Origin of the sequence: Citrobacter sp. B72 (assembly GCF_016894305.1) — a bacterium.
Lineage (GTDB): Bacteria > Pseudomonadota > Gammaproteobacteria > Enterobacterales > Enterobacteriaceae > Citrobacter > Citrobacter portucalensis.
This window is the reverse complement of sequence record NZ_CP069801.1, coordinates 179,091-200,253: the sequence shown is the minus strand read 5'-3', so window position 1 is coordinate 200,253 and position 21,163 is coordinate 179,091. Positions and strand designations below refer to the sequence as shown.

The 21,163-nt window shown below is 53.2% G+C and carries 18 protein-coding genes, 1 tRNA gene and 1 other RNA gene; 11 read left to right on the top strand and 9 right to left on the bottom strand.

Going from position 1 to position 21,163, the window contains the following annotated elements:
• Nucleotides 1-69: 69 nt before the first annotated feature.
• The 6 genes from dppA to JQN59_RS00905 form a co-directional block, all read right to left on the bottom strand.
• Complete coding sequence (gene dppA, locus JQN59_RS00930; protein WP_003827414.1) at nucleotides 70-1,677, bottom strand: dipeptide ABC transporter periplasmic-binding protein DppA; 1,608 nt, start codon at nucleotides 1,675-1,677, stop codon at nucleotides 70-72.
• Between the two features lie 751 nt (nucleotides 1,678-2,428).
• Nucleotides 2,429-2,561, bottom strand: a non-coding RNA gene (locus tag JQN59_RS00925) — RtT sRNA.
• Nucleotides 2,562-2,595: 34 nt separating this feature from the next.
• A tRNA-Pro gene (locus JQN59_RS00920) sits at nucleotides 2,596-2,672 on the bottom strand.
• Nucleotides 2,673-2,763: 91 nt separating this feature from the next.
• Complete coding sequence (gene eptB, locus JQN59_RS00915; RefSeq protein ID WP_032945323.1) at nucleotides 2,764-4,458, bottom strand: kdo(2)-lipid A phosphoethanolamine 7''-transferase; 1,695 nt, start codon at nucleotides 4,456-4,458, stop codon at nucleotides 2,764-2,766.
• A gap of 210 nt (nucleotides 4,459-4,668) precedes the next feature.
• Nucleotides 4,669-5,871, bottom strand: a complete 1,203-nt coding sequence (locus tag JQN59_RS00910; RefSeq protein WP_020996062.1) for an L-lactate MFS transporter — start codon at nucleotides 5,869-5,871, stop codon at nucleotides 4,669-4,671.
• Nucleotides 5,872-6,122: 251 nt separating this feature from the next.
• Nucleotides 6,123-6,824, bottom strand: a complete 702-nt coding sequence (locus tag JQN59_RS00905; RefSeq protein ID WP_048227291.1) for an autotransporter outer membrane beta-barrel domain-containing protein — start codon at nucleotides 6,822-6,824, stop codon at nucleotides 6,123-6,125.
• Between the two features lie 159 nt (nucleotides 6,825-6,983).
• Here JQN59_RS00905 and tag point away from each other — a divergent pair, with 159 nt between their 5' ends.
• Together tag and JQN59_RS00895 are read left to right on the top strand one after the other, a co-directional pair.
• A complete protein-coding gene (gene tag, locus JQN59_RS00900) occupies nucleotides 6,984-7,553 on the top strand; it encodes a DNA-3-methyladenine glycosylase I (protein WP_103014702.1) in 570 nt (189 codons plus the stop codon).
• Nucleotides 7,543-7,983, top strand: coding sequence for an N-acetyltransferase (locus JQN59_RS00895; protein ID WP_003827401.1), 441 nt, complete (start codon nucleotides 7,543-7,545; stop codon nucleotides 7,981-7,983). The genes tag and JQN59_RS00895 overlap by 11 nt, the downstream gene beginning before the upstream one ends.
• Here JQN59_RS00895 and JQN59_RS00890 read toward each other — a convergent pair.
• Nucleotides 7,952-10,285 carry a molybdopterin guanine dinucleotide-containing S/N-oxide reductase gene (locus JQN59_RS00890; RefSeq protein ID WP_048215333.1) on the bottom strand — a complete coding sequence of 778 codons (2,334 nt, stop codon included), beginning with the start codon at nucleotides 10,283-10,285 and terminating at the stop codon, nucleotides 7,952-7,954. The two genes, JQN59_RS00895 and JQN59_RS00890, sit on opposite strands and share 32 nt — an antisense overlap.
• 159 nt (nucleotides 10,286-10,444) lie before the next feature.
• Between JQN59_RS00890 and JQN59_RS00885 the strand changes: the two genes are divergently transcribed.
• From JQN59_RS00885 to ghrB, 6 genes are all read left to right on the top strand, one after another.
• On the top strand, nucleotides 10,445-11,107 hold the full coding sequence (locus JQN59_RS00885) for an OmpA family lipoprotein (RefSeq protein WP_003827397.1): 663 nt from the start codon (nucleotides 10,445-10,447) through the stop codon (nucleotides 11,105-11,107).
• Between the two features lie 104 nt (nucleotides 11,108-11,211).
• The gene (locus tag JQN59_RS00880) at nucleotides 11,212-12,228 is read left to right on the top strand and encodes a LacI family DNA-binding transcriptional regulator (protein WP_103014700.1); all 1,017 of its coding nucleotides are present in this window, start codon (nucleotides 11,212-11,214) and stop codon (nucleotides 12,226-12,228) included.
• Nucleotides 12,229-12,327: 99 nt separating this feature from the next.
• Nucleotides 12,328-13,077, top strand: coding sequence for a sugar phosphate isomerase/epimerase family protein (locus JQN59_RS00875; protein ID WP_149607357.1), 750 nt, complete (start codon nucleotides 12,328-12,330; stop codon nucleotides 13,075-13,077).
• 3 nt (nucleotides 13,078-13,080) lie between these two features.
• Nucleotides 13,081-14,019, top strand: a complete 939-nt coding sequence (locus JQN59_RS00870; RefSeq protein WP_204528157.1) for a sugar kinase — start codon at nucleotides 13,081-13,083, stop codon at nucleotides 14,017-14,019.
• A gap of 64 nt (nucleotides 14,020-14,083) precedes the next feature.
• Nucleotides 14,084-15,364, top strand: a complete 1,281-nt coding sequence (locus JQN59_RS00865; RefSeq protein ID WP_003827389.1) for an MFS transporter — start codon at nucleotides 14,084-14,086, stop codon at nucleotides 15,362-15,364.
• 22 nt (nucleotides 15,365-15,386) lie between these two features.
• A complete protein-coding gene (gene ghrB / locus JQN59_RS00860; RefSeq protein WP_048227295.1) occupies nucleotides 15,387-16,361 on the top strand; it encodes a glyoxylate/hydroxypyruvate reductase GhrB in 975 nt (324 codons plus the stop codon).
• A gap of 58 nt (nucleotides 16,362-16,419) precedes the next feature.
• Here the strand turns inward: ghrB and JQN59_RS00855 are convergent, their stop codons facing one another.
• Nucleotides 16,420-17,130: a DUF3053 domain-containing protein gene (locus JQN59_RS00855; protein WP_003827386.1), complete on the bottom strand. Its 711-nt coding sequence runs from the start codon at nucleotides 17,128-17,130 to the stop codon at nucleotides 16,420-16,422.
• Between the two features lie 380 nt (nucleotides 17,131-17,510).
• On the opposite strand from JQN59_RS00855, the gene JQN59_RS00850 reads away from it, so the two are divergent.
• The 3 genes from JQN59_RS00850 to cueP all read left to right on the top strand — a co-directional run bounded on the left by JQN59_RS00850 (nucleotide 17,511) and on the right by cueP (nucleotide 19,019).
• Nucleotides 17,511-17,801: an HTH-type transcriptional regulator gene (locus tag JQN59_RS00850; RefSeq protein WP_003827383.1), complete on the top strand. Its 291-nt coding sequence runs from the start codon at nucleotides 17,511-17,513 to the stop codon at nucleotides 17,799-17,801.
• Nucleotides 17,802-18,080: 279 nt separating this feature from the next.
• A complete protein-coding gene (cspE, locus tag JQN59_RS00845; RefSeq protein ID WP_000014594.1) occupies nucleotides 18,081-18,293 on the top strand; it encodes a transcription antiterminator/RNA stability regulator CspE in 213 nt (70 codons plus the stop codon).
• A 186-nt stretch (nucleotides 18,294-18,479) separates the two neighbouring features.
• Nucleotides 18,480-19,019 carry a copper-binding periplasmic metallochaperone CueP gene (cueP, locus tag JQN59_RS00840; RefSeq protein WP_032945331.1) on the top strand — a complete coding sequence of 180 codons (540 nt, stop codon included), beginning with the start codon at nucleotides 18,480-18,482 and terminating at the stop codon, nucleotides 19,017-19,019.
• Nucleotides 19,020-19,085: 66 nt separating this feature from the next.
• On the opposite strand, the gene glyS is transcribed toward cueP, so the two are convergent.
• Nucleotides 19,086-21,155: a glycine--tRNA ligase subunit beta gene (gene glyS, locus JQN59_RS00835; protein WP_149607358.1), complete on the bottom strand. Its 2,070-nt coding sequence runs from the start codon at nucleotides 21,153-21,155 to the stop codon at nucleotides 19,086-19,088.
• Nucleotides 21,156-21,163: the final 8 nt, after the last annotated feature.

Genomic DNA, 21,163 nt, shown 5'->3' with positions numbered 1-21,163 from the left:
CGCCGGAGGGCGCTGCGCTTATCCGGCCTACACAATACCGGGGCGCAGCGCTTCCTTAATTGCTTTTAATTATTCGACAGAGACGTTTTCGAAGTGGTGTTTGCCTAATGGATCAACCACATAGCCTTTCACTTCTTTACGCACTGGTTCGTACACGGTGGAGTGAGCAACAATCAGAGCCGGAGCCTGGTCGTGCATAACAACCTGAGCTTGCTTGTACAGTTCAATACGTTTGTTGTGATCGTCGGTCGCACGCGCCGGCTGGATCAGGTCTTCAAACGGCTTGTAGCACCAGCGAGAGTAGTTGGAACCGTCTTTCGCTGCCGCACAGCTGAACAAGGTCGCGAAGAAGTTGTCCGGATCCCCGTTATCACCGGTCCAGCCCATCATCACCGCCTGATGCTCACCCGCTTTGGCGCGTTTCAGATACTCGCCCCACTCGTAGGTCACAATCTTGGCCTGAACGCCAATTTTCGCCCAGTCAGCCTGAACCATTTCTGCCATACGACGTGCGTTCGGGTTATATGGACGCTGTACCGGCATAGCCCACAGCTCAACGGTAAAGCCTTTGTCCTGACCAGCTTCCTTCAGCAGCGCTTTGGCCTTCTCAGGATCGTAGGTGTAGTCTTTAACGTCGTCGTTATAGCCCCACATGGTCGGCGGGATCAGGTTTTTCGCGGCAACGCCAGCGCCCTGATAAACCGCTTTGATGATCGCTTCTTTGTTTACCGCGTAGGTCAGCGCCTGACGGACTTTCACGTCATCAAACGGTTTCTTCTCGGTGTTGAAAGAGAGGTAGCCCACGTTCAGACCCGCCTGCTCCATCAGGTTGATGTTTTTATCCTGCTTCATGCGCGCGATGTCTGCCGGGTTCGGGTACGGCATCACCTGGCACTCGTTCTTCTGCAGTTTGGCGTAACGCACGGAAGCGTCAGGCGTAATGGAGAAGACCAGACGGTCGATCTGCGGCTTGGTGCCCCAGTAACCTTCGAATGCTTTATACAGAATACGGGAGTCTTTCTGGTACTGCTGCAGCTGGAACGGACCGGTACCAATTGGATTCAGATCCACTTTCTCCGGAGAACCGGCTTTCAGCATGTTGTCAGCATATTCTTTGGAAAGAATAGAAGCGAAGTCCATCGCCAGGTCAGCCAGGAACGGCGCTTCCGGGCGAGTCAGCACGAACTGAACGGTTTTATCGTCCACTTTTTTCACTTCGGAGATCAGATCCGGCAGACCCATCCCTTCGAAGTATTCATAGCTGCCGCCAGAGACTTTATGGTACGGGTTCTGGGCATTTTTCTGACGATCGAAAGAGAACACCACGTCATCGGCGTTAAAATCGCGCGTCGGTTTAAATTCTTTGTTGTCCTGCCACTTCACGCCCTGACGCAGGTGGAAGGTGTAGGTTTTGCCGTCTTCGCTGATTTCCCACTTCTCAGCAAGGCCCGGAATCACTTCAGTCGTACCGGTTTTGAACTCGACCAGGCGGTTATAGATCGGTACGGAGCTGGCATCATAGGTGGTGCCAGAGGTGAAAAGCTGCGGGTTAAAGCCTTCAGGAGATCCTTCTGAACAATAAACCAGAGTTTTAGCCTGTACGCTTGCTGCGACGGTCATAGCCACCAGGCTCAGACCAAGCTTCAGCATCCCTGACTTCTTCAAGGAAATACTCATTCTTCTGCTCCAATGTGATGTTTGTTGTTTTACCCTTTGCAGTGGGTTTGCACCGCCTGGCCTTTTTTGTTTTTTACCCGGCCGGGTCGGCGTTAAGAGGATGGGGATTCCGTTCACATAAGCGACTGAGTTGCAGTGCGGATTCTCCATGAAATGCCCCTCATACCCTACAATCTGTCAACAGAATGTGAAAACGTCAATACAGGTCACCGTGATTTACGCCAACGGTGAGAATTCACAAACAAAGATTAAAAAAAGTGCGGAAGGACATTTTCAGCAGGGAAATTTGTGCTACGCGTACTATGCCAGAATAAACATCTTCATATTTCGCAACATTTGGTGATTAACATTTATGCAATTTATTCAAACTTTCTAAATTAATGCTGCATATCTGAGCGATTAATACCATGAACGTTAAAACGCACAGCGGAAAATGCCAGCTTCAGCCATAAGTAGCGCAAAAAAAGTTTCAAGCAAATATAAAAAAAGGCAATGGAATATGTCACAGAATCGTTAACAGTCAGTGGGAAGTGGTGCACAATTTTTGCAGATAAAATGAAGGTCAAACGTGGGGTCGGAAAAACAAAAAATACGCCCTGCCAGCGCTTCGCCTGTAGGCCGGATAAGGCGCTTGCGCCGCATCCGGCAATGTCTGTTATAGCGTGATGTTTTGCCTGATGGCGCTTCGCTTATCAGGCCTACAAAAGCCACAAATGCAAAAAACCCGCTCAGAGAGCGGGCTTTTCTAATTTGGTCGGTGATAGAGGATTACTCGCCACTGCGTGGCTCGCCCTACGGGCCGTTGCTGACGCAACGTTCTCTCGCTACGCTCGAGTCGAACCTCTTGCCCCCGGAGGTTCTCATCCTCGTGGATTCCGGAAAGCAAAAAACCCGCTCAGAGAGCGGGCTTTTCTAATTTGGTCGGTGATAGAGGATTCGAACCTCCGACCCCTTCGTCCCGAACGAAGTGCGCTACCAGGCTGCGCCAATCACCGAATGCGGGGCGCATCTTACTGCTCAGCTGCGCGCCCGTCAATCCCTTAGTATCAAAATGCCATTTGATCGGCGAGAAAGTCAGCAGCTCAGTTACTGGGCTGTCGCCTTATTCGCGTCCGGGATACGGCACCAGTTATTATTCTCGTTAATACCGCCATTTGGCGAGGTATAACCGAGGCAACCCAAAATGGTGTCGTACAGTTCCACATGACGACGCGGCACCTTCATATCAGCTTCTTGCTTAAGGTGTGCAAACGCCTTCGCATGGTCGGGGTCTTCCAGATATTTGTCAGACATCCACACCATCATAGGAACGCGGAACTGCTCAGGTGGCGCCATTTTACGCGGCGTACCGTGCAGGTGCTCGCGCTCGTTAATCGACTCACCGTGATCGGCGGCGTAAAACACGATCGCTTTCTTATCACGTAGTTGATCAAATACTTTGGTAATAAAGTGATCAACATAGGTTACCGAGTTATCGAATGAGTTGATCATCTCAGCTTTCGAGCAACCGCTATCAACATTGACACATTCCGGCTTCCACTGCGCATAATCACGGGTATAGCGCTGGGTGTAGTTAAAATGCGAGCCCTTGGTATGCAGAATAATTAGATGCTTGCCACCATCTTCATTATTTTGCAGAGACTGCTGCATCTCGGTAATCAACAGCATATCGTCAACGTTCTTGCCACGGTTGCGCGGCTCTGCGCCAATCTGCTCACGATAGGCGATGTTCTCCGCCATGGTGTTACTGTAGAACCACATCTCGCTTTGCATCGCGTAAAGATCGGTCTTGAACCCTAACTGGCCGAGCACGGAGAAGACGTTTTGTTCTTTCAGAGTACGCTGCGGGTTTTCTTCTGCCCCACCCTCACGCACAAACATGCAACGCAGCGAAAGTTTGGTTGCCGTATCACAGGAATATCCACGGAAGGCGGCCAGATTTTTCTCCTGGGCGAGCCTTGGCGTGGTATTGCGCTCATAGCCAAAAATTCCCATATGATCCCAGCGGGTCGTTTCGCCGATAATAAAGACCACATAGGTGTCGTCGAGGTTTTTGGGGGCAACATAGGTAAACTTCTTCGCCGGGTTCATCAACGATTTGTTGTCTGAGGATTCATCCACCTGTGCCCAGGCGTACAGACCCAGCGCGGAGAGCCAGTTTGACGGCAGATAGGAATTCGCCACTACCCCGCCATAGCTGGGTAAATCGATTCCCGTTGCTCGCTCAACGCTTCTCTGTTGCATGCTCAGCAGGCGAATCGGGACCCATACCATCAGACCAGCCAGTAAAACTACCGCCACGCTGCGCCATCTCATGCCAGGCGTACGTATCTGTTTCATCAGGGTATAGCGGCAGCGATTACTCCAAATCAGAACCAACGGTAAAATGCTGACCGAAACCAGCCACACGACAAAATGCCAGCCAACCACTTCTTTCGATAAATCAATATCCGTGGTCATTACGGAGGCAATAATACCGTAACCAATTACCACGTTCAGGAAGGTCATGTAATAGCTGGCACCGGCAGAACACAGCACCACTAACGTTGTCAGGACACGCCAGGCGCGCCGACCAAATAAAGAGAGAAGTCGTAGTAAAAAGAAGGTCACCAGCACAGTGCCGGCTAATTCAACAACCGCAGAGAGTCCTTTCCAGACGGTAAACTCGTGTGCATATCCGCTAAAGCGCCGGAAAAATACAGCACAGTTCATAAACAAACCGATATAGATTGCCAGCAGGAAACTGAGTTTCTGCTGCGTCATCGACTTAATATATCTCATGCAAACAAACCCTGGGAATCGGGATTAAAACACCCTGAGCAGTAGTCAAACAGACCAGGCAGGGGAAAATGCGACAACAGCAGAAGTGAAATGTCTACGGGCGCGGGTAAGTAGACCACAGGAGGGGGAAAAAGTGCTTATAGAGAATGCAAATGACGCATATATTTTTGTAAATATATGCGCCAGGTATTAATCAGACTACTAATAGGTTTAGGCGTGCGCCTCGGTATATACGCTACGCTGTGGCTGGCGGATGGTGGTGGAGAGTGCCAGCGAGATAATTAACAGCGCAAAGATAACGCAGAAGGTCACATAGAAACCGCCGAACAGCGAGGCGATAATGGAACCACAAATGCTGCCGATACCGAAACCTAAGTAAATGACGCCGTAGTTTTTAGCCAGGTTATTCAAACCGAAGAACTCGCTCACCAGTGACGGGAACACGGTGATGGTACCGCCAAAGTTAAATGCTACACAGGCAATCGCCGCGAAGAAGGTCGCATCATTCAGCGGGGCGAACAGCAGTGCCGCCATACCGACCAGCGAAACGACCTGCCCAATGGTGATAACGCGAATACGAGAGATTTTGTCGGACAGAATCCCCAGAACCAGACGACCTGACAGGTTAGCGATAGAAATGACGGTAACCGCATTTGCCGCCGTTGCCACATCCATATGCGCCAGGCTTTGTGCAATATCTTTCGCCACGCCAATCACATATAGCCCACTCATACACGCCGTCAGGAACATCACTGCCAGCATCCAGTACTGCGGTTTACGCATGGACTGCGCCAGGGTGTAGTCATTCTCAACCACGCCATTTTTCGTTTTCACTTCCTGATTCGGCGCGTCTTTCATCAGCGTGGAGCCAAAGACGATCATCACCAGCACAATCGCGCCCCAAATCATGAAGGTTTTTTCCAGACCCACAGTGCTCAACAGTTGGCTGTCGATGAATTTAAAACCGAGGCTGCCAAGACCGTAAGAACCGATGGCAAAGGCGGAAATCAGCCCTTTACGCTCAGGGAACCATTTTACACAGTTGGAAAGTGTTAACAGGTAGCCTGCGCCATCCGCCAGACCGACCAATACACCGGCGCTCAGCCACAGCATAATCAGGCTGTCAGAGTGGGCGGTTAAGAAGAAGCCGACACCCAGTAAAATACCGGAGGCCATGGTGACGCGTTTCACGCCAAAACGTTCCTGCAGTTTCCCGGCGACGGAAGAAGAAATTGCCAGCCCGAGGCTCAGCAGGCCAAAGGAAAAGGCAACCTGACTCACCGGCGCATCAAGCTTAGAAGAGAGCGCACCGTTAAACAGGCTCCAGGTATAAACAGAACCTAAAGCAAATTGGGTAATGATGGTGCCGATCAGTGTCAGCCAGCGGGTACGCTGATAATCAGAAGTTTTCATGGCAGTCTTCCTGCATAAACAAAATGGGAAATTCTCTGCCAACAACCATACCGAAGCGCTTTTATGAGCAGGAGAAAACGGCATGAAATGCCGCCAGGACGGAATGAAATGCCTGGAATGCGGAATGAATGACGAGACAAAAAGTCGGGTTACTGAATTTTATCGCATGAGTTAGTACACGCTATCGCTGGAGTGCGTGTGATTGTTGATCTCAACATGTAATCAAGATGTTTATATGCTGATTACTTACGTTAAAATTTGGCGCTCACTCCCATGGTGTACATATAGTCGCTGTTGTTGGTACTGTTTTCCGCCTGCGAAAGCGCCGCGTAAGCCGCCATGTGCGGGTTCAACAGCATATCTGCACCGACGGTGACATCCACCCAGTTACCATCCTGACCCGCTGCTGACATGCGGCTGAGACCCGACTGCGCCTTCCAGATATTCTCGCCAAACTGCTGGTTATAGCTGATTTGCGCCCACGGACGCACATCACCGAACTGCGAATTGACTCGCCAACCCAACGAACTCACGCTGGCATGCCACAGCGGATCGTTCTGCGTTACCGACGTCGCGCTATCGCCAAATTCGTTGTAAGTAGATGTGGTTGAACCGTCATAATGCAGCGCGGCAACCGGACCAGTTGTCACCTGCCTTGAAAGCGGGAAGTTCCAGCCCATACTCATGCCGCTGGTCGCATCCATAGGCGTCTCATCCGCCAGATTTACCACGGGACCCGCCACGTTCTGAGTGGAACGAATACGTTCTTCCAGAATGTCGTTATAACGTGGTTGGTGATCGCTGTCCCATGTATAACGTTCAGCCGTATGCCCTGACATCGCATCAACGATATATTCTTGTTGCCAGCCATATGCTGTATTGATGGACAGCGCACAAACTACAACGCTCGCCAGAGTTAACCTTTGGCGACCACTACCGTTTCTTATAATCATCAACGCGACTCCAGAAAAGAGCCGAATTCGGCGATATTATTGTCATTGTGTGAAGGATATTGGGCCCATCAGGCCCTGTATTAAATATTGTCTTTTTAGCTGGCGCGTCAAGGCGGGCCGAATGAAATTTTTACGCCAGTAAAAACAGCGAGGAAGAATATGCAGCGTTGCGGATGGGTCAGCCAGGACCCACTTTACATTGCCTACCACGACAAGGAATGGGGCGTCCCCGAAACCGATGGTAAAAAGCTGTTCGAAATGATCTGCCTTGAGGGCCAGCAGGCCGGGTTATCGTGGATTACCGTGCTCAAGAAACGGGAAAACTATCGCCACGCCTTCCACCATTTTGACCCGGAAAAAGTGGCGGCCATGACCGAAGAGGATGTGGAAAGGCTGGTACTGGATGCCGGCATTATTCGTCATCGCGGAAAAATTCAGGCCATTATCGGCAACGCTCGCGCTTTTCTGACGATGGCGCAAAACGGAGAGTCGTTTAGCGAATTCGTCTGGTCATTTGTTGATAACCAACCGCAAGTGACTCACGCCGCCAATCTGAGCGATATTCCCACCTCCACGCCTGCGTCAGACGCGCTGTCTAAAGCATTAAAAAAACGCGGATTTAAGTTTGTCGGCACCACCATTTGTTACTCCTTTATGCAGGCGTGCGGCCTGGTCAACGACCATGTCACCAGCTGCATCTGTTATCCGGGAGAACAACATGATTCGTGAATCCAAGGCTGAAGATCTGCCGTCAATTTTGGCGCTGTGGATGGAAAGCACAATCCATGCCCATCCATTTATCGAAGAGCGCTACTGGCGCGAAAGTGAATCCGTGGTGCGGGATGTTTATCTGCCAGCCGCGCAAACCTGGGTTTGGGAAGAAGAAGGCGAGCTCAAAGGCTTTGCCAGCGTGATTGACGACCGCTTTCTCGGCGCGCTGTTTGTCGCACCTGCCGCCATCAGAAGCGGGATCGGCAAAGCGCTGGTGCAGCATGTCCAGCAGCGCTTTTCAATACTCAGCCTTGAGGTATACCAGAAGAATCAATCAGCGGTGAACTTCTACCATGCGCTGGGTTTTCGTATTGAAGACGGCGCATGGCAGGAAGAGACTCACCACCCCACGTGGATTATGGGCTGGCAGGCGGATCAAACGCCGTAAGCGCCAACGTTGGTCCGCTATATTTTTCAAGCCACGCCAGCGCGGTGTTGCCCGCGCAGCCATTCCCCAGCTTCGAGCTGGGGAGATCTTTGGTCAGCACGTTGACGGCGCCATTTTTACAAATACCGTTCGCTGCGAGATCCAAATCAGGCCAGGCGCCTTCATGAATACAGATGACGCCGGGTTTAATACCCGCCGTCACCACCGCGCCCGCCAGAACTTGCCCGCGCTGGTTCCACACCCTGACCGTATCGCCATCCGCAATGCCGCGCGCGTGGGCGTCCTGCGGATGAATCGTTATCGGCTCACGATCCGCTACCGCGTACTGCTCCCGTAGCGCACTGTAGTTAAGCTGACTATGCAAACGGTGCGCCGGGTGGGCGGAAAGCAGCTGTAGCTGGTCCGGTTCAGCGTTACCGAACCACTCATCCGGCTCCAGCCACATCGGGTGTCCCGCGCAGTCCGCGTAGCCGTAACCTGCAATCCTCGCGGAGTAGATTTCAATTTTGCCGCTGTCCGTTTTCAGCGGATGCGCCTGCGGGTCGCGGCGAAAATCCGCAAAACGGATAAACTGTGCGCTGGCGGCGTTTTCCGGCATTTCGATCAGGGCGTTGCGCTGCCAAAACTCGGCGAAAGGCGGCAATGTCACCTGCTGACTGGCCCCACGTTGCCCGGCAATATTGTAAAAAGTCTCCAGCCACGCCAGTTCGCTTTTACCTTCGGTGAACCGTTCATATCCGCCCTTTTCCCAGCGCTCACTCAGCTCGGCAAAGACATCAAAATCATTTCGCGCTTCGTCCTGCGGCGGTACGACCTGCTTCATCGGCACCAGGTGCTGGTTGCTGTAATCGCCAGTCATGGTCAAATCATTACGCTCAAAGGAGGTGGTTGCTGGCAGCACGATATCAGCATGCTTTGCTGCTGCGGTCCAGAAACACTCCGAGATGACCACCAGCTCCGGTTTTTGCCAGGCGCGAATTAAACGGTTAGTGTCTTGATGATGGGTGAAGTTAGCGCCACCCGCCCACCACAGCATACGGATGTCCGGGAAATGGCGGTCCATGCCGTTGTGCTGGTAAAAACCGCCGGGATTTTCCAGCGCTTCGACAATTCGCGCCACCGGGATTTTATCTACCGCGTCGGTGCCGCCTTTAACGCTGCCCTGCATTGAAGCCAGCACCGCAGCCCGGCGCGTTGGGTTGCCGCCGTTGGCAAAATGGTACGACAGCCCAAAACCGCCGCCTGGCGTCCCGATTTGTCCGAGCATGGCGGCCAGGGTGACAATCATCCAGTGTTTCTGCTCGCCATACTGTTGGCGCTGCATGCCCCATCCGGCCATCAGCATGGTGGTATTTTGGTGAAATATCGCTGCAAGTTCGCGTATCTTCGCTGCCGGAATGCCACAAATCTCTGCCGCCCATTTTGCCGTTTTTGCAACATCGTCAGATTTACCCAGCAGATAGTCGGCAAAACGGTCATATCCGGTAGTACACCGGGAGAGAAAGTCCTCGTCATGCCAGCCGTTTTCCACCAGCGTATGCGCGATGCCCAGCATCAGCGCTACGTCGGTCCCCATATGCGGGGCAATCCATTCCATCTTATCGCCAAAGAAATCGACGCTTTCCGATCGCATCGGATCGATACAGATCAACCGTTTACCGCTGTCGCGCAATGCCTCAAAGTACGCGAGGCCCTGCTCATCGGACGCGTTCCAGGCAATCTTCAGGGTATTCAGCGGATTGGCGCTCCACAACACCACCACCTCGCTGTTCTCCAGCACCACCGGCCAGCTGGTTTGCTGCTGGTAAACTTCGTTCCCGCCCACCACGTACGGCATGATCGCTTGCGCAGCCCCCGTCGAGTAATCCCCCAGATGCCCGGTATAACCGCCCGCCAGCGCCATATAACGCTGTAACAGGGTCGCCGCTTTGTGTAACACGCCGTTGGACCGCCAGCCGTACGAACCGGCAAAAATTGAGGCCGGGCCGTAGCTGTCACGGATGCGTTTATGCTGCGTATGGATAAGATTCAGCGCGTCGTCCCAACTGACGCGAACAAACTCATCCTGCCCACGTACGCCCTGTGGGTTCTCCGGCGAGGCGAGAAACCCTTTACGCACCATCGGAAAACGTACCCGCGTTTTACTGTGAACCTGGTCGCGCACCACGGTTTGCAAAGAGTTGGGATGAGCGGTGGGCAGCGCGCCACGCGAGGAGAAAACCGTCTCACCATCAGTGTCGACGAGGATTGGTCCCCAGTGGGCGGCAGTTAACACCGAGTAATGTGCGGGTGAATTAGCCAAGATGGCGCTCCTGAATGCGATGTGACGGATTATTTATTATGCCGTTCAATGTTACTTACAAATTTCAGAGTCTTCCCTGGAATTTTCTTCATGTTCACACGTCATAATCAACCGCCACGGTCGCTGTGGCAAAGAAGAAAAAGTCATTAAGGAATTAAGATGAAGAAACGTGTATTTGTTATTGCTGCCATCGTGAGCGGCGCCCTGGCGGTTTCTGGCTGCACAACAAACCCTTACACCGGCGAACGCGAAGCGGGTAAATCCGGCATTGGCGCAGGTATTGGCTCTCTGGTCGGCGCGGGCATTGGCGCACTCTCTTCTTCGAAGAAAGATCGCGGCAAAGGCGCACTGATTGGCGCAGCGGCTGGCGCGGCCGTTGGCGGTGGTATCGGCTATTACATGGACGTGCAGGAAGCGAAACTGCGCGAAAAAATGCAGGGAACGGGCGTCAGCGTGACGCGCAGTGGCGATAACATCATTCTGAACATGCCAAACAACGTCACCTTCGACAGCAGCAGTGCCAACCTGAAGCCTGCGGGTGCTAACACCCTGACCGGCGTGGCGATGGTACTGAAAGAGTACAATAAAACCGCCGTCAACGTGCTGGGCTTCACCGACAGCACCGGCAGCCAGGATCTGAATATGCGTCTGTCACAGCAGCGCGCAGACTCCGTAGCCAGCGCCTTGATCACTCAAGGGGTCGCAGCTAACCGCATCCGCACTCAGGGTATGGGCCCGGCAAATCCGATCGCCAGTAACAGCACAGCGGAAGGTAAAGCGCAAAACCGCCGCGTAGAAATTACCTTAAGCCCGATCCAGTAACGTTTTGTGCCGGATGGAAGCAGACCGTATCCATCCGGCATGAAGCACTTGCCATCGTTGATTTTCGCGTTAAGGTGTTGTCACCAAATTCAGGGAAATCAGCGATGAGCAAATCAACACGGGCAACCATCAGCGATGTGGCGAAAGCTGCAAAAACCGGCAAGACCAGCATTTCACGTTATCTCAACGGTGAAAAGCACCTGCTTTCCGACGCGCTGCTGGCCCGCATTGAACAAGCCATTGCCGATCTCGACTACCGTCCCAGCCTGATGGCAAGAGGCCTGAAACATGGTCGTACCCGCCTGATTGGCCTGATCATCGCCGATATTACTAATCCCTACTCCGTCAACGTGCTAAGTGGTATTGAAGCCGCCTGTCGCGATAAAGGCTTTACCCCGCTGGTGTGTAACACCAACAACGAAGTGGATCAGGAACTGCATTATCTCGACCTGCTGCGCAGCTACCAGGTCGAAGGGATTGTGGTCAACGCCGTCGGGATGCGCGAAGAGGGGCTGAACCGCCTGCAACAGTCTGCGCTGCCGATGGTGCTGATTGACCGTAAAATTCCCGATTTCGCCTGTGATATGGTCGGGCTGGATAACACCCAGGCGGCAACGGTTGCCACCGAGCATCTGGTAGAGCAAGGTTTTGAAGCCATCCTGTTCCTCAGCGAACCACTCGGCATGGTGAATACCCGCCGCGAACGCCTGAGCGCTTTTCGTGCCACGCTCACGCAATACCCCGGCGTGATCGCGCAAAATGCCGAAGTCCCGCTCACGGACAATACGCAACTGGACGACACCCTGCGCCAGTTTCACCAGCAGCATCGTGGAATGCGCAAAGCCGTTATCTCTGCCAACGGTGCCCTCACGCTACAAGTAGCCCGCGCCCTGAAACGCATTGGCCTCAACTGGGGGAGCGACATTGGCCTACTCGGTTTTGACGAGCTGGAATGGGCCGAGCTGGCGGGCGTTGGTATTACCACATTGAAACAACCCACCTGGCAGATTGGTTACACCGCCGTTGAGCAGGTTGTGCGCCGGATCGATGGCGGCTCTGCGGCCATTCAGGAGCAGGTCTTCTCCGGCGAGCTGATCGTGCGCGGCTCTACCTGCCGTTAAATTACCTTCGTGATGGTGATCATAAATTCGACATCATAGGCTTTTCTTTGGAACCGGTTCCATTTAGCGTTATAACAAGAACGCTAGTCTGGAGTTTCCATGAAAAGAAAAATTATGGTGGTCACCGCCGCTTATGGGCACGACCAGGTACGGGCCGCAGGCGGGCAAACGGCAATGCTGCCCATCATCGCTGAAGCCGGTGCTGACGGCGTCGAAATCCGCCGCGAGCTATTAACCGACGTTGAGCTGAAGACGCTGTCCACGATGGCCTCTGCGATCGAAATCTTCGGCCTGCTGGCCTGTTACTCTGCGCCTGAACCGTTGTTCCTTGAGGACAGTAGCCTCAACCCCCGTCTTCCAGAACTACTTGAGGAAGCGCAGGCCTTGCAGGCACTGTGGTTAAAAGTCTCCCTCGGCCATTTTTCCCATACCGAACAGTTCGACGTTCTACGCCAATGGCTGGACAACAGCGGAATGGAGCTGGTTGTCGAGAACGATCAGACCGACTGCGGACGCCTGCAGCCGATGCAGCGCTTTAACGAAGCCTGTCAGGCGCAAAACCTGCCGATATCTTTAACCTTCGATATGGGCAACTGGCTGTGGGTGGGCGACTCCCCGGAAGAAGCAGCACAAAACCTGGCGTCAACCGTTGGCTATATCCATGTCAAAGCCGCAGTTGCATATCACGACAGCTACCGCGCCGTACCGCCAGATACCGCCGATCCGCGCTGGCTGGCGCTGCTAAAAACGCTGCCCAACGATGTCCCACGCGGCATTGAGTTCCCCCTGGAAGGGCAGGATTTGGTGGCGGTTACCCGCCGCTACGTCGAGCTGTTACGCGAGGAGTAACGCATGAAAAATTCACTGGATGTGGTCACTATTGGTGAAGCGATGGCGATGTTTGTCGCCACGCAAACCGGCGAACTGGCGGATGTGGAGCAGTTTATCAAGCGCGTTGCAGGCGCGGAGCTCAACGTGGCGACCGGTCTTGCCCGTCTGGGCCTGAAGGTCGGTTGGGTGAGCCGTGTAGGCAACGACAGTTTTGGACGTTTTATCGTTAAGTCGCTGGAAAAAGAAGGGATTGATGCGCAGGGAGTCACCCAGGACGGGCGTTACGCTACTGGCTTTCAGCTTAAATCTAAGGTCGAAAATGGAACCGATCCCATTGTGGAATATTTCCGTAAAGGTTCCGCTGCCAGCCACCTCAGCATTGAGGATTACCACGAGAACTATTTTGCCAGCGCACGTCACTTGCACCTGAGCGGCGTGGCAGCCGCGCTTTCTGCCAGCTCCTATGAACTTCTGGCGCATACCGCCCGCACGCTGAAAGCCCAAGGGAAGACCATCTCGTTCGACCCGAATTTGCGCCCGGTATTGTGGAAAAGCGAAGCCGAAATGGTGGAAAAACTGAACCGCCTGGCATTTCAGGCTGACTGGGTTTTACCTGGGTTAAAAGAGGGCATGATTTTAACCGGCCAGCAGACGCCTGAAGCCATCGCCGACTTTTATCTACGCCATGGGGTGAAGGCTGTGATCGTCAAAACCGGGGCTGATGGCGTCTGGTACAAAACCGCCAGCGGCGAACAAGGCTGCGTGGCACCGGTAAAAGTCGACAACGTGGTCGATACGGTCGGCGCAGGCGATGGCTTTGCCGTGGGCGTTATTAGCGCCCTGCTGGAAGGCCACTCGTTGCATCAGGCGGTGACACGCGGCAATAAAATTGGCGCACTGGCCATTCAGGTTCAGGGCGACAGCGAAGGATTACCCACACGTGAACAATTAGGGGAATAAACTCCCGGCCAACTCTGTACCCTACATACAGAGGCGGCGTATCAGCATAACCAGAGGGCAGTCTATGAATAGCTCAACTAATGCAGCAAAACGCTGGTGGTACATCATGCCAATCGTGTTTATCACGTATAGCCTGGCGTACCTTGATCGCGCGAACTTCAGCTTCGCCTCCGCCGCCGGTATCAACGAAGACCTCGGCATTACCAAGGGGATCTCTTCCCTGCTGGGCGCGCTGTTTTTCCTCGGCTATTTCTTCTTTCAGATCCCGGGCGCAATTTACGCTGAACGCCGCAGCGTACGAAAACTGATTTTTGTCTGTCTGATCCTCTGGGGCGCATGCGCGTCGTTAACCGGCATGGTCAGCAATATTCCAATGCTTGCCGCCATCCGCTTTATTCTTGGCGTCGTTGAAGCCGCCGTGATGCCGGCAATGCTGATTTATATCAGCAACTGGTTTACGAAATCTGAACGCTCGCGCGCAAACACTTTCCTGATCCTCGGTAATCCGGTCACCGTTCTGTGGATGTCCGTGGTTTCCGGTTACCTGATTCAGGCGCTGGGCTGGCGAGAAATGTTCATCATCGAGGGCTTCCCGGCCATCATCTGGGCGTTCTGCTGGTGGGTGCTGGTAAAAGACAAACCGTCTCAGGTCGGTTGGCTGTCAGAATCTGAAAAAGCCGCGCTTCAGGCACAACTGGAAAAAGAGCAGCAAGGCATCAAAGCCGTACGTAACTATAGCGAGGCTTTCCGCTCACGTAACGTCATCCTGCTGTGTATGCAGTATTTCGCCTGGAGTATTGGCGTCTATGGTTTTGTCCTGTGGCTGCCGTCGATTATCCGCAACGGCGGCGCAAACCTGGGGATGGTGGAAGTTGGTTGGCTGTCATCCGTACCGTATCTGGCGGCGACGGCGGCGATGATCCTCGTCTCCTGGGCGTCCGATAAGCTGCAAAACCGTAAGCTGTTTGTCTGGCCACTGTTACTGATCGCGGCGTTCGCGTTTATCGGCTCCTGGGCCGTAGGCGCAGACCACTTCTGGATTTCTTACACGCTGTTGGTTATTGCAGGCGCGGCAATGTATGCCCCCTATGGTCCCTTCTTCGCCATCATCCCGGAAATGCTGCCGCGCAACGTCGCCGGTGGGGCAATGGCGTTGATCAACAGCATGGGCGCGCTAGGCTCATTCTTTGGTTCATGGTTTGTCGGCTACCTCAATGGCGCTACCGGCAGCCCGTCTGCCTCGTACATTTTTATGGGGGTAGCGCTTTTTGTCTCAGTGTGGCTAACTCTCATTGTTAAGCCTGCTAATAATCAACAGCTACCTATTGGCGCACGCCACGCTTAAATTTTAACTTACGGAGATTCGCATGAAGCCGTCCATTATTCTCTATAAAGCGTTACCTGACGATTTACTGCATCGCCTGGAAGAACATTTTACTGTGACTCAGGTGCCTAACCTGCGCCCGGAAACGGTCGCACAGCACGCCGACGCTTTTGCCAATGCAGAAGGTCTGCTGGGCTCCAGTGAAGCCGTCAATACCGCTCTGCTGGAGAAAATGCCCAGGCTGCGTGCGACATCCACGATTTCCGTAGGCTATGACAACTTCGACGTCGATGCCCTCAACGCGCGTAAGGTGCTGTTGATGCACACGCCAACCGTGCTGACGGAAACCGTCGCCGATACGGTAATGGCGCTGGTGTTAAGCACCGCACGCCGCGTAGTGGAAGTTGCCGAACGGGTAAAGGTTGGCGAATGGACCAAAAGTATCGGACCGGACTGGTTTGGTACCGATGTACACCACAAAACGCTGGGGATTGTCGGTATGGGCCGCATTGGGCTGGCGCTGGCACAACGTGCGCATTTCGGCTTTAGCATGCCGATTCTCTATAATGCGCGCCGTCACCATCAGGAAGCAGAAGAACGCTTCAATGCACGTTACTGCGACCTCGATACGCTGTTGCAGGAGTCTGATTTTGTCTGCCTGATCCTGCCGTTAACCGACGAAACGCATCATCTGTTCAGCACCGAGCAGTTTGCAAAAATGAAGTCTTCCGCCATTTTTATTAACGCCGGACGTGGCCCGGTGGTCGATGAAAAAGCGTTGATTGCCGCCCTGCAAAAAGGCGAAATTCATGCCGCTGGCCTGGATGTATTTGAGCAAGAGCCATTATCGGTAGACTCACCGCTACTGTCACTGCCCAACGTGGTGGCCGTACCGCACATTGGTTCAGCCACGCACGAAACGCGCTACAACATGGCGGCCTGTGCGGTGGATAACTTAATCGATGCGCTGCAAGGACGCGTTGAGAAGAACTGCGTAAACCCGCAGGTCGCATCATAAACAAAAGGCCGGGTAGCGCTTACGCTCACCCGGCCTTTCATGTATTACCGTATCTTAATTACTGAGCGGCATTCACCGCAGCAGTCCAGGCCTGATTAAATGCCTGATGCTGAGCAGCCAACGGGCCAATCAGCGTATTGTACTGACTTGCCTGCTGTGACGTTGGGAACTGGATACCGTTGGCGACAAAGCTCACCTGTGTATCCTGCTGCGCCACAAAATCACCAACCTGCACCAACTGCTGCGTGAAAATTTGCGCGGCAGGGATCAGCGGCTGTAAGGCCTCTGCTGGTGCAGTAACAACTTTGTTGTACACCTGATCAAAGACCGGCTTCAGATCTTCGCCCTGCTTCAGCGCGCCATGCGCAGCATCTGCCTGTAGTTTCGCATTCTGCAACTGTTGCCCTAATACACCTAGCGCACCATTTGCCTGACGCAGCGGCTCACGCTGAGTCACATAATCCTGAGGAACACGAATCGCATTTACGCTATCAACCACCGGGCGCAGACCGGAGTCCATCGCCTGATTAACCTGCTGCGAATAGCCATACAGAATCGCGTAATCGGACACAAACGGGCCAAACTGTTTTTTCTGATCGGCGGTCAGCGTTGGTAAACGCTCTCCGCTACGCATTGCAGTATTCTGCAGAAAATCGATAAACGCTTTGCGTTGATCGCCTTCTTTATCAAAACACCCACTCAGGCCAACTACCATTAAGAGCGCCAAAACAGGCGCAAACCAGCGAGAGCAGGACTTACCTGTCGCCATTTTAATACTCCTTTCACCCAAAAATGCGCACAACGACACCCGCGTGCCTGACGTTGACAAGGATAGTCCAGGTCAGCCCCGCAAGATACCCTTTCCGCGTAATCTTGTGGGGGAAAATAACCGTTCCCGCCACCGTTCGTTTTGCTAAACAATGCTGCATTTACCACTCGGCGTCATATTTTAGTCATCTTTACAATCGGAATCGATCGTTCGGAGATCCTGACCTTTATCAGTTCGTTAGCCAGCAATAGATTGTCACCTGCGATCCGCTGAAACGAATCCATCACGCAAACCTTAAATCCGGCTTCATTTTTTCCGACTACTCTTAATGAGCTTCGAAGAAATTCACGATCCCGCTGTGTGATTTGTAGGAGTTCTCAATGGAATACAAAGATCCTATGTTTGAACTGCTAAGCAGTCTGGAGCAGATTGTTTTTAAAGATGTATCGCAGACGGTCACTCTGCCGCAAAAAACCAACCCTTTCACCGAATTTGAACAGCTACGACGAGGGACAGGTTTAAAAACAGATGATTTCGCCCGAGTGATGGGCGTGACGGTCGCGATGGTTCATGAATGGGAGTCTAAACGCGTAAAGCCTTCCACTACCGAATTGAAGTTAATGCGCCTGATTCAGGCAGACCCTAGGTTAAGTAAGCAACTGATGGATTGAACTATTTTTCAATTTTGCTCAAGAACGGTCCTGTAACAGGGCCGTTCTCTTACGAAGGTTATCCACAAAAAAGAAAATAGTAGTTGCATCCACATGCGTAAAATGAGTTAATGCCCTCAACGGTTTGACGTACAGACCATTACAGCAGTTAGTAAGGCAAGTCCCTTCAAGAGTTATCGTTGATACCCTTCGTAGTGAGCATTTCCTTTACTGTTAAAAAATCTGTAAAGCACGCCATATCGCCGAAAGGCACACTTATTTTTTAAAAGGTAATACACTATGTCCGGTAAAATGACTGGTATCGTAAAATGGTTCAACGCTGACAAAGGTTTCGGCTTCATCACTCCTGACGATGGCTCTAAAGACGTGTTCGTACACTTCTCTGCTATCCAGAACGATGGCTACAAATCTCTGGACGAAGGTCAGAAAGTTTCCTTCACCATCGAAAGCGGCGCTAAAGGCCCGGCAGCTGGCAACGTAACCAGCCTGTAAGCTTAAAAAGCTCAAAATTCTGAATCCCTGCCAAACGGCGGGGATTTTTTTATCTGTATTTTGTAAGTCTCCCCTCCCCAACGCTTCTTTGCATTACTTTACCCGTCGTCCCTTTGACCTTTCCCTAAGGGCAAGCTTTATAGTGAGCCAGTCTATATTCCACAATTTTCACAAGGAATTGAAGCTATGTCGAAATCCTCACTGCTGCTGATTTTAGGTTTGCTCACCACTGGTACTGCGTTCGCGGCAACGCCGGAAGCTACTTTTCTGGCCGAACACGGGCTTAGCGGGAAATCCGTCGAACAAATCGTAGAGACGATTGATCAATCACCGCAGAGCCGCCCGCTGCCGTACTCAGCGTCCATCACCAGCACCGCGTTGAAGCTCTCTTCGGGCGATCAGGTTTATACCCTGCCGCTCGGTGACAAGTTCTATCTGTCGTTTGCCCCGTATGAATGGCAAACACATCCTTGTTTCAACCACAGCCTTTCTGGCTGCCAGGGCGAAATGCCGGAGAAGACATTCAATGTCAAAGTGACGGATAACAAGGGTGATGTGGTGGTACAAAAAGCGATGAAGAGCGGCCGAAATGGCTTTGTCGGGGTATGGCTACCGCGCAATATGGAAGGCACCATCGCAGTGAGCTACAACGGTAAAACGGCGGAGTATCCTATTAAGACGATGGAAGACAGCCAGACCTGTCTGACAAAATTGCAGTTGCGCTAACAACATAAAAAAATGCCGGATAAGGCGAAGCCACCATCCGGCATTTTCTAAGTCAGCGCAGGGCCGTTACTGCAGCAGAGAAATATCAGCCACGCGCAGGAACAGCTCGCGCAGTTTTTCGAGCATAGACAGACGGTTAATACGCAGATCTTTATCTTCTACGTTGACCATCACTTTCTCGAAGAACGCATCAACCGGTTCACGCAGTTCCGCCAACTCAACCAGCGCTTCCTGGTAACGACCGGCAGCGAAGACAGGCTCCAGCTTATCGCGCAGCACAACCACCTGCATCGCCAGCGCAATTTCTTCCGGCTCTTTCAGCGTTGCCGCATTCACGCGGTCATTCAGCGTCTCTTCAGACTTCGCCAGGATGTTCGATACACGCTTGTTCGCGGCAGCCAGCGCGGACGCGGCTTCCAGCGTACGGAAGTGCGAAACCGCCTTCATACGTGCGTCAAAATCAGCCGGACGAGTCGGACGACGTGCCAGTACGGCCTGAATGGTGTCGACGGTATAACCTTCGTCCTGATACCAGGCGCGGAAGCGACCGAGCATAAAGTCGATAACGTCATCCACCACGTTGGCGTTGGCCAGCTTGTCACCATACAGACGAACCGCTTCTTCGGTCAGCGTTTGCAGATCCAGATTCAGGTTCTTCTCAACGATAATACGCAGCACACCCAGCGCAGCACGACGCAGCGCAAACGGGTCTTTGTCGCCTTTCGGATGCTGACCGATACCGAAGATACCCGCCAGGGTGTCCATCTTGTCAGCAATCGCCACGGCACAAGCTACCGGGTTCGACGGCAGGTCATCACCAGCAAAACGCGGCTGATACTGCTCGTTCAGCGCAACAGCTACATCTTCCGCTTCACCATCGTGACGCGCGTAGTGCATGCCCATCACACCCTGGGTGTCGGTGAATTCGAAGACCATGTTGGTCATCAGATCGCACTTGGACAGCAGGCCAGCACGCGTTGCGTGGTTAACATCAGCGCCAATCTGACCAGCAATCCAGCCCGCCAGCGCCTGGATACGATCAGTCTTGTCGCGCAGCGTACCCAGTTGCTGTTGGAACAGCACGGTTTGCAGACGCGGCAGATGGTCTTCCAGACGTTTTTTACGGTCGGTATTGAAGAAGAACTCGGCATCCGCCAGGCGCGGACGAACGACTTTCTCGTTACCGGAGATAATCTGGATCGGATCTTTCGATTCGATGTTGGCAACGAAGATAAAGTTCGGCAGCAGTTTGCCGTCGTTCGCGTATACCGGGAAGTACTTCTGGTCACCTTTCATGGTGTGTACCAGCGCTTCAGACGGAACAGCGAGGAATTTCTCTTCGAATTTCGCGGTCAGCACTACCGGCCATTCCACCAGCGAGGTAACTTCTTCCAGCAGGCTTTCGCTCAGGTCAGCGTTACCGCCAATCTTACGCGCCGCTTCTTCAGCATCGGCTTTGATTTTCGCTTTACGCTCAGCGTAATCCGCAATTACTTTGCCGCGCTCACGCAGGATTTCCGGGTACTGATCGGCAGAATCGATGGTGAATTCCGGCTCGCCCATAAAGCGGTGTCCGCGGATCACGCGATCGGACTGAATGCCCAGAATCGTTGCCGGAATCACTTTGTCTCCCAGCAACAGAGTCACGGTGTGAACCGGACGCACGAAGTGGACGTCAGACGCGCCCCAGCGCATCAGTTTCGGGATCGGCAGCTTCGCCAGTGACGTGGCGATCATGTTCGGCAGCAGCGTTTCAGCGCTTTCGCCTTTCACATGCGCACGGTACAACAGCCATTCGCCTTTGTCGGTAGTCAGACGCTCAGCCTGATCAACCGTGATGCCGCAGCCACGTGCCCAACCTTCTGCCGCTTTGCTCGGTTTACCTTCAGCGTCAAACGCCTGGGCAATGGCCGGACCGCGTTTTTCAACTTCGCGATCGGGTTGAGATTCCGCCAGATTCGCAACTTTCAGCGCCAGACGACGCGGCGCGGCGAACCACTCAACGTTGCCGTGCGCGATGCCAGCGTTATCCAGCTCCGCGGTAAAGTTTGCAGCAAAGGACTCAGCCAGGCTGCGCAGGGCTTTTGGTGGCAGCTCTTCAGTGCCGATTTCCACCAGAAAAGTTTTCTCAGACATGGCCGCCT